This is a genomic window from Guptibacillus spartinae (genome assembly GCF_028610625.1).
Classification (GTDB): domain Bacteria; phylum Bacillota; class Bacilli; order Bacillales; family Guptibacillaceae; genus Guptibacillus; species Guptibacillus spartinae.
In genome coordinates this window covers 1-14,279 of record NZ_JAQQWU010000017.1, presented here as the reverse complement: position 1 = coordinate 14,279, position 14,279 = coordinate 1, and the positions used below count along the sequence as shown (strand labels likewise).

The 14,279-nt window shown below is 40.8% G+C and carries 16 protein-coding genes; 1 reads left to right on the top strand and 15 read right to left on the bottom strand.

Going from position 1 to position 14,279, the window contains the following annotated elements; all coding sequences use genetic code 11:
• Positions 1-55 precede the first annotated feature (55 nt).
• The 6 genes from ssb to PQ511_RS20670 form a co-directional block, all read right to left on the bottom strand.
• On the bottom strand, positions 56-559 hold the full coding sequence (gene ssb / locus PQ511_RS20695) for a single-stranded DNA-binding protein (RefSeq protein WP_226615948.1): 504 nt from the start codon (positions 557-559) through the stop codon (positions 56-58).
• 26 nt (positions 560-585) lie between these two features.
• Positions 586-882 (bottom strand): 30S ribosomal protein S6, encoded by a 297-nt coding sequence (rpsF, locus tag PQ511_RS20690; RefSeq protein ID WP_224591209.1) that lies wholly within the window; start codon positions 880-882, stop codon positions 586-588.
• Positions 883-1,012: 130 nt separating this feature from the next.
• Entirely contained in the window at positions 1,013-2,113 is a 1,101-nt protein-coding gene (ychF, locus tag PQ511_RS20685) for a redox-regulated ATPase YchF (protein WP_224591210.1), read from the bottom strand.
• Positions 2,114-2,301: 188 nt separating this feature from the next.
• Entirely contained in the window at positions 2,302-2,499 is a 198-nt protein-coding gene (locus PQ511_RS20680; RefSeq protein WP_273853876.1) for a DUF951 domain-containing protein, read from the bottom strand.
• Between the two features lie 12 nt (positions 2,500-2,511).
• The gene (locus PQ511_RS20675; RefSeq protein ID WP_273853875.1) at positions 2,512-3,396 is read right to left on the bottom strand and encodes a mechanosensitive ion channel family protein; all 885 of its coding nucleotides are present in this window, start codon (positions 3,394-3,396) and stop codon (positions 2,512-2,514) included.
• Positions 3,397-3,421: 25 nt separating this feature from the next.
• Entirely contained in the window at positions 3,422-4,444 is a 1,023-nt protein-coding gene (locus PQ511_RS20670; protein ID WP_273853874.1) for a YkvI family membrane protein, read from the bottom strand.
• Positions 4,445-4,569: 125 nt separating this feature from the next.
• Here PQ511_RS20670 and yyaC point away from each other — a divergent pair, with 125 nt between their 5' ends.
• Complete coding sequence (yyaC, locus tag PQ511_RS20665) at positions 4,570-5,199, top strand: spore protease YyaC (RefSeq protein WP_273853873.1); 630 nt, start codon at positions 4,570-4,572, stop codon at positions 5,197-5,199.
• Between the two features lie 55 nt (positions 5,200-5,254).
• Here yyaC and PQ511_RS20660 read toward each other — a convergent pair whose 3' ends face one another.
• From PQ511_RS20660 to PQ511_RS20620, 9 genes are all read right to left on the bottom strand, one after another.
• Positions 5,255-5,968: a DUF554 domain-containing protein gene (locus tag PQ511_RS20660; RefSeq protein WP_273853872.1), complete on the bottom strand. Its 714-nt coding sequence runs from the start codon at positions 5,966-5,968 to the stop codon at positions 5,255-5,257.
• A 13-nt stretch (positions 5,969-5,981) separates the two neighbouring features.
• On the bottom strand, positions 5,982-7,127 hold the full coding sequence (locus PQ511_RS20655) for an aminotransferase class V-fold PLP-dependent enzyme (protein ID WP_273853871.1): 1,146 nt from the start codon (positions 7,125-7,127) through the stop codon (positions 5,982-5,984).
• A gap of 54 nt (positions 7,128-7,181) precedes the next feature.
• Entirely contained in the window at positions 7,182-8,027 is an 846-nt protein-coding gene (locus PQ511_RS20650) for a ParB/RepB/Spo0J family partition protein (protein WP_273853870.1), read from the bottom strand.
• Positions 8,020-8,781, bottom strand: coding sequence for a ParA family protein (locus tag PQ511_RS20645; protein WP_273853869.1), 762 nt, complete (start codon positions 8,779-8,781; stop codon positions 8,020-8,022). Before PQ511_RS20645 ends, PQ511_RS20650 begins: the two co-directional genes overlap by 8 nt.
• A 139-nt stretch (positions 8,782-8,920) precedes the next feature.
• Complete coding sequence (gene noc / locus PQ511_RS20640) at positions 8,921-9,760, bottom strand: nucleoid occlusion protein (RefSeq protein ID WP_273853868.1); 840 nt, start codon at positions 9,758-9,760, stop codon at positions 8,921-8,923.
• A 117-nt stretch (positions 9,761-9,877) separates the two neighbouring features.
• Positions 9,878-10,591: a 16S rRNA (guanine(527)-N(7))-methyltransferase RsmG gene (gene rsmG, locus PQ511_RS20635; protein WP_159786973.1), complete on the bottom strand. Its 714-nt coding sequence runs from the start codon at positions 10,589-10,591 to the stop codon at positions 9,878-9,880.
• 18 nt (positions 10,592-10,609) lie between these two features.
• Positions 10,610-12,493: a tRNA uridine-5-carboxymethylaminomethyl(34) synthesis enzyme MnmG gene (gene mnmG, locus PQ511_RS20630; protein WP_273853867.1), complete on the bottom strand. Its 1,884-nt coding sequence runs from the start codon at positions 12,491-12,493 to the stop codon at positions 10,610-10,612.
• A 24-nt stretch (positions 12,494-12,517) separates the two neighbouring features.
• Positions 12,518-13,894 (bottom strand): tRNA uridine-5-carboxymethylaminomethyl(34) synthesis GTPase MnmE, encoded by a 1,377-nt coding sequence (gene mnmE, locus PQ511_RS20625; RefSeq protein ID WP_273853866.1) that lies wholly within the window; start codon positions 13,892-13,894, stop codon positions 12,518-12,520.
• Positions 13,895-14,189: 295 nt separating this feature from the next.
• Positions 14,190-14,279: IS3 family transposase (locus PQ511_RS20620; protein ID WP_273851146.1), on the bottom strand; the 90-nt coding region annotated here is incomplete at its 5' end.

Below are 14,279 nucleotides of genomic sequence, written 5' to 3'. Positions count from 1 at the left end.
ACCTCCTTTGCATTTAAAATTCGTTCTCTGCTTTCACCGCTCGAAACAGAGAGTATTAGAACGGCAAGTCATCATCTGAAATGTCGATCGGCTTGCCATCGCTCGCAAACGGGTCATCTCCAAAATTGGAGTGATCACGGTTGTTATCACGATTTTGGTTCTGATTCCCGTAACCGCCGGTTTCTCTGTTTTGGTTGCCGCCACCGTAGTTGCCGCTTCCGCCACCGCCTTGGTTAGAACCTTTAGGCTCGAGAAATTGGACGCTTTCAGCCATCACTTCTGTCACAAACACACGCTGTCCCTGGCTATTATCATAAGAGCGAGTCTGAACTCGTCCATCTACACCAGCAAGGCTGCCTTTTTTCAAGAAATTGGCTGCATTTTCTGCCTGTCTGCGCCATACAACAATGTTGATAAAATCAGCTTCGCGGTCTCCCTGCTGATTCGTAAACGGGCGATTCACAGCAAGTGTGAAGTTCGCAACCGCTACGCCACTAGGGGTATAACGCAATTCAGGGTCTTTTGTTAAACGTCCAACTAATACGACGCGATTCAGCATCAGAACCCCTCCTATTTATAAAACAATTACTTTTTAGCTTCTTCTAGGTTGATCGTCATGAAACGAAGAACATCGTCGTTGATTTTCATCAAACGGCTGAATTCATCAATCGCTTCAGTGTTACTGTTAATGTTAAGAAGCATGTAGATCCCGCTGTTGAAATTCTCGATTTCATAAGCAAGACGCTTCTTACCCATTTCTTTTGTCTCATTAATTTCCGCACCATTGTCAGTAAGGATGTTGTTAAAACGCTCAACAAGAGCTTTCTGTGCATCCTCTTCAATGTTTGGACGGATAATGTACATAATTTCGTAGTTACGCATTCCGTTCACCTCCTTTTGGTCTAACGGCTCTTAACTGGAATTAAGAGCAAGGAGTAAGTATACAAAGATAATTACTCACAGCTTTAGATTATACCAAATTAATTCTCTCTTAGCAAGTTTGATTTCAATCTTATACGTTAAAACGGAAGTGAATAACATCTCCGTCTTTCACGATGTACTCTTTACCTTCAAGACGCACTTTACCTTTTTCCTTTGCAGCCGCCATTGTACCTGCTGCCACAAGGTCATCATAAGCGACAATTTCAGCACGAATAAAGCCACGTTCAAAGTCGGTATGAATAATCCCAGCTGCTTGAGGTGCTTTCATACCAAGACGGAAGGTCCACGCACGAACTTCTTGCTCACCAGCTGTGAAGTAGGTAGCTAGTCCAAGAAGATCATAGGAAGCACGAATTAACTTATTCAAGCCTGGCTCAGAGATGCCAATGTCTTCAAGAAATGCATCTTTTTCTTCCCCATCAAGCTCAGCAAGTTCAGATTCAATCTTTGCACAAACGACGATGACTTCAGCGCCTTCTTTTGCAGCATACTCCCGCACTTTAGCAACGTATTCGTTATCTGAAGGATCAAGTAAATCATCCTCATCCACGTTAGCTACGTAAAGAACAGGTTTTTTCGTTAAGAGGTGATAGCCATAAACAATTTTCTCTTCTTCTTCCGTTAACTCTACGCTTCTAGCAGGCTGCTCTTCTTCAAATGCTTCCTTAAGCTTCGTCAGAACATTAAACTCCGCCAATGCTTCTTTATCTTTTTGCTTTGCCATTTTTTGAACGCGAGCAATGCGCTTATCAACAGATTCAAGGTCGGCAAGAACAAGCTCAAGATTAATTGTTTCAATATCAGAGATAGGATCTACCTTACCAGAAACGTGTGTAATATTTTCATCATCAAAACAGCGAACAACTTGAGAGATTGCATCAACTTGACGAATGTGAGAAAGAAACTTGTTTCCTAGACCTTCTCCTTTACTTGCACCTTTAACAATCCCAGCGATATCCGTAAATTCAAAAGCTGTTGGTACGGTTTTCTTTGGATTTACAAGTTCTGTTAGCTTTTGAAGACGCTCATCTGGAACTTCTACAATTCCGACGTTCGGATCAATTGTACAGAAAGGGTAGTTTGCAGACTCTGCTCCTGCCTGTGTAATTGCATTAAATAACGTTGACTTCCCAACATTTGGAAGTCCTACAATACCGGTGGTTAATGCCATCTCGGTCACTCCTTTAAATTGCCTTACAAGGCGATTATTATAAAAAGACGGCTATATAAGCCATTTCTAGACTTTTTTCAGCATACTAGTAATCAAACGACATACCCTATCAATTATAGAGATGACAACGTAAAAAAACAAGCGCCCACCATTTCGCTTCAAGTAAAATGACCGCCCGAAATGGACGGTCAAGATTCTGCATGCTCAAGTACTTTCTTTAACTTTTTGGAGAACTCTTTTCGAGGAAGCATCACACTATGATTGCATCCAAGACACTTGATTCGAATATCTGCTCCCATTCGAATCACTTTCCAACGATTTTCCCCACATGGATGAGCTTTCTTCATTTCAACAACATCGTTTAGGCCGAATTCTTTAACGGACAAAAGGATCCCCCCTTATGCTTTTTCTTTCACTTCACCCTGCTCGTCACGCTGATACATGACAACACGTGGGAACGGTATTTCAATACCACTTTCATCAAGCCTTTGTTTGACTGCTTTACGAATTTCCCGTCCAATGACCCAATGCTCCATTGGTTGTACTTCAGAAATGATTCGAAGAACGACTTCTGAGGCGCCAAGATTCTGTACACCTAAATATTCCGGCTTTACGATCATCGCATCGAATTTCTCGTAAAGCTCGTCCAATAATTCAACAATCACTTCTTCAGCTTCTTGAATTTGCTCTTCATACGCAATACTCACATCTACAACCGCAATACTATTATGAATTGAATAATTCGTCACTTGATTTATATTACCATTCGGTAAAATATGAAGTTCTCCTGTCCAGCTTTTAATCTTTGTCACGCGTAGACCAATTTCTTCAACAAAGCCTTCCACTCCTGAGATCCGTACATAATCGCCAACAGAAAACTGTTTTTCAAAAATAATAAAGAATCCTGTTATCACATCCCGAACGAGGTTTTGAGCTCCAAAACCAACAGCTAAACCAACGACACCAGCTCCAGCAATTAGCGTTCGTACATCCACCTCAAATTCACTTAAAATCATCACCAGTGCAATAAAGTAGGTGACGTAGGTTAAAATATTTTCAATTAAACGGATGAGCGTGGCTTCTCTCCGTTCAGATAACCGAAGTGGACTTTTCAGACGGATTGCAAAAATTTGGGCTAGAGCTGATTTAGCGATCCGAAGAAAAATCCATGTTCCGATAATGATGGCAAGGATCGTAAATCCTCTTTTTACTACATTCCCCCAAAGATCACGATTGGCTAAATAATCGTATGCAGAATTCCACAATGGCTCGAACCAATCCAAGCATCATCCCTCCCAGTTTTTAGTGTTATGATAACAAATCATACCGTTTTAGAACTGGGAAAATCAAGATAGAAGCCAAAATATAAAGATTGAGCACACCATACAGAGGGTATAAAAAAGCAACCAGCGTCGAAAAACCAAACGACGTAAATGGAATCATCATCAACACGATCAGGAATGCAACAAGCCATAGAGGAAGTCCAAGTAAATCTCGGAATCTTGAAGTAAGGCCAAAAACACCGCTAACCGCTGTTGTATAAATCGCTAACCATAACAATACAGACATAATTAAAATCATGTAATAAGGATAACTTTTCAGTATCGCAAATAGTGGAATTTCATAGAGAAGTAAGTCATGAGCAACTTGTATTAACGATTGATTATAGAGAAACGAAACCCCCCCAAGAATAACCCCACTTCCAACACTCGCAATCCAAATCTCTCCTCGATGCTTAATTTGGTGACCAACGGCTGAAAGAACCGCAACGAGAGGGAGAATATTAAGAGCTGTAAACGTAAATGCAGCTGGCCAATTTGACTGTTTTGTCCAATTAAAAAGGATTGCTGAAGGATTTGCATAGATAAACAACGTCAGCACAGAAAGTAGTAAAATAATAAGGAGAGGGAGAATAAAGGCATTCATGGATAACATGCCATTTATATCCCAAAAAAACAAGATAACAACAAGTAAGGCGAGAATGCCAATCCCAGACCAATACGGCAGATGAACCACTTCCATTGTGGCACCACCACCTGCCAACATCACAATCGTTGTCGTAAATAAATACAGGATGATTAATAAATCATAAATACCGGTAAGTCTTTTCCCAACAAGTCGCTCCAAAATCGGAATATAGTGCGTTGATTTCGTTTCATAACTAATTTTCATAATCACAAAGCAACAAATAGAGAACATCAGCGTAAACAACATAATAGCCAGTACACTTTCATGCCCAAAAAACTGCCACAATTCTCGTCCTGAAGCATAACCAGCGCCGATCATTGTTCCTAATATAAGAAACAGCCATTTCAATCCACCGCTTAACATGGCATTCCCTCCCTGGCCTACTCGTTATACGTTTGAAGTGAAATACATCGCAAAAACCATCTTGTATGTATAGATCACGTCAGATTTCCGTATACTGTTACTACTATTACAAAGGAGAGAATCCTATGAATCTTCGAGACAAGTTTTTTCAAAAAAAGCCTGCTGCGTATCGAATCCATCATGAGGATACTCTGGCTATAAAAACGCTTAGTGAGAGGCTTTCCACACTTTTGCCGGCACGAAGAACGGATTCAATCGTTATTGTTTGTATTGGAACAGATCGTTCAACAGGAGACGCACTCGGTCCACTCGTAGGAACTAAATTAGAACAGCTAAAACCAAAAGCAACAGTTTACGGTACGCTTGAATCACCTGTTCATGCGGTCAATTTAAATGAGGTTATGGAATCAATTGCTCAAGCTCATGCTCGCCCGTTTATCATTGGAATTGATGCTTGTCTCGGACGTCTTCATTCAGTTGGGATTATAACGGCGGGAGAAGGTCCAGTTAAGCCGGGAGCTGGGGTTAAAAAGGAACTTCCCGAAGTAGGAAACATTCATTTAACAGGTATTGTGAATGTAAGTGGGTTCATGGAATACTTTGTTCTACAAAACACACGATTAAATCTTGTCATGAAAATGGCAGATGTGATGGCTGTCAGTCTTCACGAGTCAATTGAAGCATATGGAAGAAACCTTCCGTTAGAAAAAAAGAAAGCATCCAATTGGGGGGATGATCTGGTTCAACTTCCCTAGCAACAAATAAAAGCTCATGTTCTGGCTAAATAGCCATCACATGAGCTTTTTGACATTAAAAAATAGCGGGAGAAAGAGTCATAGCAGAAACAAGAATAGCTGCAATCAATAATGCAGGTAGGAAATTAGCTACTCGAATATGGATGATCCCAAGCAAATTCAGGCCAATTGCCATAATCATAATACCTCCTGCTGATGTTACTTCTGCAATAAACGCATCCAGGAGCACTTGAGGGACAAGTTGGTTAATTTGAGAAGCAAATAAAGCAATCAACCCCTGGTATAACATAACCGGAATTGCTGAAAATAACACTCCATATCCAAGCGTAGCTGTAAACATAATCGCTGTAAAACCATCAATCAGCGATTTCGTAAATAAAATGGCGTGATCATTTCGAAGACCACTATCGAGTGCACCAAGAATTGCCATTGCACCAACAACGTAAACAAGAGTAGCGGTTACAAAAGCCTGGGCAACACTTCCTTCTGAAGAAGCACCCGTTTTCTTCTCAATCCACTTACCTAAGGTTGCAAGTTTTCCTTCGAGATCCCAGTATTCTCCAAGCATACCACCAAGAACAAGGCTACCAATGACGATAAGAAATTGTTCACTTTTCATCGCCATTTGAAGACCAATCACGGTAATAACGAGAGCGAGCCCTTGCATGATCGTCGTTTTCGTTTTGTCTGGAATTCGTCTGCTAAATGTTCCAATTAAAGTACCAATAACAATGGCTATTCCATTTACAATTGTACCTAAAAACACCATTCCCTACATCTCCTCAGCCGAAGTACCCCTCAACAATTTCTCCTATTGCTTCGATCACTTTATGAACTTCATCTTCTGTATTATAAGGCCCTACACTTATACGAACCGCTCCCGTACTGCTCGTCCCAATTGTTTCGTGACCAAGCGGCGTACAATGCAATCCTGCTCTTACTGCTATTTGATAATGCTGATCGAGAATAATCGCGATTTCTTGGGGATCAATTCCCTCTATTGTAAAAGGAATGACGCCAAGTCGCTCGGTCGGTCCATAAACATAAACATACTCAATTTGATCCAAACCCTTTAGTAACATCTCAGTTAACTTCTGTTCATGCTTTCTTATTTCAAGCAGACCCATCTTTTTTACAGCGCCTAAACCAGCTAACAACCCTGCAATACCAGGCGTATTTAATGTACCGCTCTCAAGGCGTTCTGGTAGTTGGTCCGGCTGATCAATTAATTCTGAGCTGCTTCCAGTACCGCCATGGTATAGAGGAGTTAGCTCCATTCCTTCGCCAACAATAAGCACACCTGTCCCTTGAGGTCCTAGTAATCCTTTATGTCCAGGGAAGGCTAACAAATCGATCCCCATTTCCCTCATGTGGATAGGCAGTATACCAGCAGTTTGAGATGCATCAACTAAAAATGTGATTTCTTTTTCTTTTGCCATCTCCCCGATCATGTCAATAGGGACAATGTTGCCAGTTAAATTGGATCCGTGTGAAACGATAATCATTTTTGTATTTGGTCGAATCGCATTGCGAAATGTTTCTCTATCAAAACCTTCTGCTTCCCCTACGTTAAAGTAATCAACTTCAATTCCAGCAACTTTTTTCATGTATTCGAGTGGCCGACGTACAGAGTTATGTTCATACGAAGTGGTTAGAACATGATCTCCTTCCTCAAAACGAAAACCTTTGATCGCTTGATTTAGTGCCGCAGTGGCATTAGCGGCAAAGCAAACCCGTTCAGGATAGTCGAATCCGAAAAAGTCCGCTAGCTGTTCACGTGCTTGAATAATCACGTCATTCGCACGGCGAGATAAAGCGTGTCCGCTACGACCTGGGTTTGCCGCATACTCTGTCATCACCTCTGTCATTGCCTGGACAACTTCCGGCGGTTTTGGAAACGATGTTGCCGCTTGATCAAAATATATCACCTTATCACCCCATCACGTTTCGTTAAAATAAGAGCATGAACGAAGCTCATGCTCTTAATCCCTCTTTTCTTCTAATACATCTAAAATACGATTAAGATCATCCTCTGAGAAAAATTCAATTTCAATCTTCCCTTTTTTCTTTGATCGTTTAATTGAAACAGAGGTTCCAAACTTCTCACGAAGAGAACTTTCTTTTTCTTTCAAGAATGGATCTGATTTTTCATTTTTCTTTGTTTCACGTGAAACGTTTTGATTTAACTGTGTAATTAACTTTTCAAGCTGCCGAACGTTTAACTTCTCTTTCAATGCTCGATCGGCTAGCGTTTTTCGGGCTTCTTTTTTCTTTAATGAAAGTATCGCACGACCGTGGCCCATTGAAAGCTTACCTTCAGAAATATAATCCTGCACTTCTGATGGTAATTGCAACAAACGTAAAAAATTCGCCAGATGTGGCCTGCTTTTTCCAAGACGCTGAGCTAACTCTTCTTGGGTGACATCCGTTTCCTTCATCAATTTTTGATAAGCTAGTGCCTCTTCAATTGGATTTAGATTTTCGCGTTGCAGGTTTTCAATTAATGCAATTTCCATCATTTTTCGATCCGTTAACTTTTTTACAACAGCAGGAATTGTTGTAAGACCTGCTTCTTTTGAAGCGCGATATCTTCGCTCCCCAACAACAATTTCATACCCTTTAATACTCTGTCGAACAATTAATGGCTGAAGAACACCGAAAGTTTCAATCGAAGCGCGCAATTCTTCAATGGCTTCATTGCTAAACTTCTTCCTCGGTTGATAAGGATTAGGACGAAGTTCACTAATTGGTATTTCTTTCACTACCTCGTCCTCTTTTTGGGAAGGGAAAAAGGCGTTAATCCCCTTACCCAAACCACGATTAGCCATTGTCTAACACTTCCTTTGCAAGTTCTAAATAAGTTTCAGCTCCTCGAGATTTTGGATCATATACAATGACTGGCTTGCCATGACTTGGCGCTTCACTCAACCGTACATTCCTAGGAATAATCACTCGATACACTTTTTCTTGAAAATACTTCTTAACCTCTTCAATCACCTGAATCCCGAGATTTGTTCTGGCATCAAGCATCGTTAAAAGAACACCTTCGATTTTTAATTCTGTATTTAAATGCTTTTGGACAAGTCGAACTGTGTTCAGTAGCTGACTCAGCCCTTCAAGTGCATAATACTCACACTGCACCGGGATAAGCACTGCATTCGCCGCAGTTAAAGCGTTTATTGTTAATAACCCTAATGATGGAGGACAATCTATTATAATATAATCATACTTTTTTTCAACTTTATGGAGAGCCCGCTTCAATCTTACTTCCCGGGAAATGGTTGGAACTAGCTCAATTTCTGCACCTGCAAGCTGAATTGTGGAAGGAATCACATGCAAATTCTCGACAATCGTTTCCTGTATTACTTCTCCCGCTTCCACGTCATCAACAAGAACATTATAAACACACGTTTCAATATCGCCTTTTTCGATGCCAACGCCGCTTGTTGCATTGCCTTGAGGATCGATGTCCACAAGTAACACTTTCTTTCCTAGATAAGCAAGACATGCACTCATATTAACTGAAGTCGTCGTCTTTCCAACTCCACCTTTTTGATTTGCGATCGCCACAATATTTGCCAACTTGCCACCCCACTCTCATTCGCCACAATACTCTCTTTAGTTTATCACGTTTCCAATTATCTGGATTCTTTTTTCAATGGTCGTTCCCTGTACTTGGGATAACATTGCTGTAATAAAAAACTCATCCAAGTGGATGAGTTTACTTCTTTTTCGGTATACGAATGGTAAATTGATAGTATTCATCGTGGTCTTCTTCATCTGTATCAATCATTAAACCAGTCTCTGTCACCATATCAAGCGATTGGCGTATTGTATTTACCGCCAATCTCATATCTTTACTAACCGATTTCTTTCTCGGCTTCGGTTTTTGGACAGTGCCTTCTAACATGCGAACTACGCGTTCTTCTGTCTGCTTTACATTCCACTGGCGCTCCAGAACTTCATTCAGAACCTTCACTTGATTCTCAGGATTCTTAAGTGGAATTAAAGCACGAGCGTGTCTCTCCGTAATTTTCTTCTGTAAAAGAGCTTGCTGAATAGGTTCTGGCAATTTTAAAAGCCTTAGCTTGTTTGCTATGGTTGACTGCCCTTTTCCAAGTCTTTGAGCAAGACTCTCCTGAGTTAAATCATGTAGCTCGATTAACTGAGCATATGCCATTGCTTCTTCAACAGCCGTTAATTCTTCACGCTGTAAATTTTCAATAAGCGCTATTGAGGCTGTTTGAGAATCGTTAAATTCCTTCACGATTGCAGGAATTCGCTCCCAACCAAGCTTCTTGACTGCTCTCCAGCGTCTTTCCCCGGCAATAATTTCATACTTGCCTTCACGTTCTCTAACCACGATCGGCTGAATAACTCCATGAGTCTTTATCGTCTGAGATAATTCAGCAATTCTCTCATCTATAAAAATTGTTCGAGGCTGGAAGCGGTTCGGAATAATATCCTCAACAAGAAGTTGCTTTACTTCCTCTTGTTCTACTTCCATCGTCTCGCTTTTTTCATCGTTCAAACCGAAAAGACGTGAAAACGTATGCTTCATCGCCTAACACCACCTTTAATCGACTCCTTAACTGATTCGCTGCCTAAAAACAAATTCCTTCCATTGGAGCAGCGTTCCATGTGAAACACTTAACCGTTCATATGCAGTCCATCTTCATTATAAAGGATTTTTATTTGGCGTGCCTGGCTTTCTTGGATATTTTTTAGGAGTCGTTTTGATTTTTTTTATCGTTACGATATTTCGCTCACTTTTTTCTGCTGGTAATGTTAGCGTATCTCGCTTAACGACTTCTCCACCAAGAAGCTTAATTGCTTGCTTTCCTGTATCCAGCTCATCTTCAACATTTGGACCTTTTAACGCCACAAAGTAGCCGTTGGTTTTAACAAGCGGTAAACATAATTCACCAAGAACAGACAGACGCGCAACAGCTCTTGCCGTAACAACATCATACTTTTCGCGATGATCTTTGTTTTTACCGAATAATTCTGCACGATCATGATAAAAAGAGACATTCTCCAACTGAAGTTTAGAAGAAAGATGCTCCAGGAAACCAATTCGTTTGTTAAGTGAATCGACAATCGTGATGTTTAAATGAGGAAAACAAATTTTAATAGGTAAACTTGGAAAGCCCGCTCCCGCTCCCACATCACAAATATGGTAGTCAGAAGAAAAGTCAAAAGAAAATGCGGCCATGATAGAATCGAAAAAGTGCTTTTCGTACACTTCTTCCTTATCGGTAATTGCCGTAAGATTCATTTTCTCATTCCATTCAACAAGAATCTCATAGTAGGTTTGAAATTGTTGAAGTTGTTTAGAAGAAAGAGTAATCCCTTTCTCCTCTAACAACTCCTGAAACTGTTGCTCGTTCATAGCCCCTCCATTTGTACGTTATTTTGCAATTTTAGCGATTTTACCTTGTTCGATATACACAAGTAAGATCGATACATCGGCTGGATTAACCCCTGAAACGCGGGAAGCTTGACCAATTGATAGAGGACGAACCTCATCAAGTTTTTGCTTCGCTTCAGTCGCAAGCCCACCAATCGCATAATAATCAATACCATCAGGAATTTTCTTCTCGTCCATCTTCTTCATGCGCTCAACCTGTTGCAGGCTTTTGTTAATGTAACCACTGTATTTCACTTGGATTTCTACTTGTTCTGCAACATCCTCAGGAATATCATGATCGGCTGGAGCAAGTTGATGAATTTCTTGATACGTTACTTCGGGACGCTTCAAAAGATTGGCTGCATGCATGGCTTCTTTTAATTCCGTACTTTTCTCTGGAAGCACTGCATTTACTTGTTCGCTCGGCTTAATGACAACTTTCTCTAGACGCTTCATTTCTTTTTCAATCATTTCTTTCTTAGCCATGAAACGATCGTAACGTTCTTGTGGGATCATGCCGATCTCATAACCTAACTCTGTCAATCTTAAATCCGCATTATCATGACGCAGAAGAAGACGGTATTCTGCACGAGAGGTTAACAAACGATACGGTTCGTTCGTACCTTTTGTTACAAGATCATCAATCATAACGCCAATGTAGCCTTGTGAGCGATCCAAAATCACTGCTTCACGCCCCTGTGCATTCCTTGCAGCGTTAATTCCAGACATAATTCCTTGTCCTGCAGCTTCTTCATACCCTGAAGTCCCATTTAACTGTCCTGCAGTAAAGAGGTTCTTAACTGTCTTCGTTTCAAGTGATGGCCACAATTGCGTTGGTACAACAACATCATATTCAATCGCATAGCCTGCACGCATCATCTCGACATTTTCAAGTCCTGGTACGGTTTTAAGAATTTTCTGCTGCAAGTCCTCCGGAAGGCTTGTTGATAGACCCTGCACATATACTTCCTTTGTGTTGCGTCCTTCTGGTTCAAGAAAAATCTGGTGTCGGGGTTTATCATTAAAGCGAACAATCTTATCTTCAATCGATGGACAGTAACGTGGTCCTGTGCCTTCAATCATACCTGAATACATTGGAGAACGATGAAGGTTATCATTGATCAGCTTATGCGTCTCTTCTCCTGTATACGTTAACCAACAAGGTAGCTGGTCAGTAATAAATTCCGTCGTTTCATAAGAAAACGCACGCGGTTTTTCATCTCCGGGCTGAATTTCCGTTTTGCTATAGTCAATTGATTTATTATTAACGCGCGGTGGGGTACCTGTCTTAAAGCGAACCATCTCAAAACCTAACTCTTCCAAATGGTGAGACAAGTTTACAGACGGCTGCATGTTATTTGGTCCACTTTCATACGAAAGATCACCAATAATGACACGTCCACGCATGAATGTACCCGTTGTTAACACCACTGACTTCGCTTCATACTCTGCACCTGTTTTTGTAATGACGCCTTTGCAGACACCATCTTCAACAATTAACTTCTCAACCATTCCTTGCAAAAGCGTCAGGTTGTCTTGTTCTTCAATTGTTCGCTTCATTTCACTTTGATAGAGCACTTTATCAGCCTGTGCACGCAATGCGCGTACAGCAGGTCCTTTACCTGTGTTTAACATACGCATTTGAATATGCGTTTTATCAATATTACGTCCCATTTCTCCGCCAAGTGCATCAATTTCCCGCACAACAATCCCTTTTGCAGGGCCTCCTACACTTGGATTACATGGCATAAATGCAACAGAATCTAGGTTAAGTGTAAGCATGAGTGTTTTGGCACCCATTCTCGCAGAAGCAAGTCCTGCTTCAACACCTGCATGACCTGCGCCAACAACAATAACATCATAAGAATCGGCTTTGTAACCCATTGCCGTATTCCTCCTTTAATCTTCTTATTTCCCAAGACAAAACTGTGAAAATAACTGATCGATCAAACTATCAGAAACCGTATCACCAATAATTTCTCCAAGAATCTCCCAAGTCCGTGTAATATCGATCTGCACCATATCCACTGGCATGCCTGCCTCCACGGCTCCTAACGCGTCTTCAAGCGTTCTTCGAGACTGCTCCAGTAAAGCAATATGACGAGAGTTTGATACATATGTTAAATCCTGTGACTCCACTTCTCCTGCAAAAAATAGTTCAGAGATTGATTGTTCAAGCTCATCAACACCCTGTTCATTTTTTAGCGAAGTTGTAATCATGGGATGTTCTTCCGCTAACTCTTTCACTCTGTCTAAGTCAAGTTTTTCATCAAGATCCGTTTTATTAATGATGACAATAACGTCCATCCCTTTAACAGCTTCAAAAAGCTTCTCATCTTCATGTGTAAGCTCATCGTTATAATTCAGAACTAGTAGAATAAGATCAGCTTGTTTTAAACGCTCGCGTGAACGCTCAACACCAATTCGTTCGACGAGATCTTCTGTTTCTCGAATACCTGCTGTGTCGACTAGTCGTAACGGTACGCCTCTTACATTAACATACTCTTCAATGACGTCCCGTGTTGTTCCAGGCACATCCGTTACGATCGCTTTGTTCTCATGAACTAGACTGTTTAATAAAGAAGATTTCCCAACATTCGGGCGCCCAACAATAACCGTTGAGAGACCTTCACGCAGTATCTTCCCCTGTCTTGCCGTAACAAGAATACCTTCAATCTCTTTTTCTACTTCTTTTAACTGAGTTGTTAACAGATCCTTTGTCATTTCCTCTGCGTCATATTCAGGATAGTCAATATTCACCTCAACATGTGCAACTGTTTCAAGCAATTGCTGTCTTAAGGTAGCAATTAGTGTCGACAAGCGACCTTCCATCTGATTTAAAGCAACGTTCATTGCACGATCTGTTTTTGCTCGAATTAAATCAATTACCGCTTCTGCTTGCGATAAATCAATACGCCCATTTAAAAAGGCTCTCTTCGTGAACTCACCTGGTTCTGCAAGACGCGCTCCACTACGCAATACTAATTCAAGGACTCGATTTACAGAAACGAGTCCCCCATGACAATTGATTTCGACAATATCTTCCTTCGTAAAAGTACGCGGTCCCCGCATAACCGAAACCATTACTTCCTCAGCAACTTGTTCCGTATCTGGATCAATCAAATGTCCATAGTGAATGGTATGCGTATCAACTGATTCAAGCGGCTGCTTTCCTTTGTATAACCGATCCGCTATTTTAATGGCTTCTTCTCCGCTAAGTCGGACAATCGCAATCGCTCCTTCACCCATTGGAGTCGATATCGCAGCAATTGTTTCATATTCCACTTACCTTCACCTCTCTATCCACACCTTAACTTTGTGATTTAACGTTTTTATCTATTAAGAAGTACTATTAGTTTAACCAATTATCCACAGTGGATAACTATCAGCTTAAAAGTGACAGACTAATCCACAATACCTTTTAGTGTAACCGATTTTCCCCAAAAAAGAAATAAGGATGCTTTTAACGCCATCTACTATAAGATCCACTAAACAAGAAATTGAGCAAAACACATCTTTCCTCAAAAAAACCTCCGGGCTAAGTAATATGTACCCTGTGTAAAGGACAGTTTAAAAAAGACTAGGCAATATTAAGAAGATGATTCCTGTATTGAACAGGGGTCATCTTTTTTAAGTTCCACTGACATCTATAGAGATTGTAATACATCAT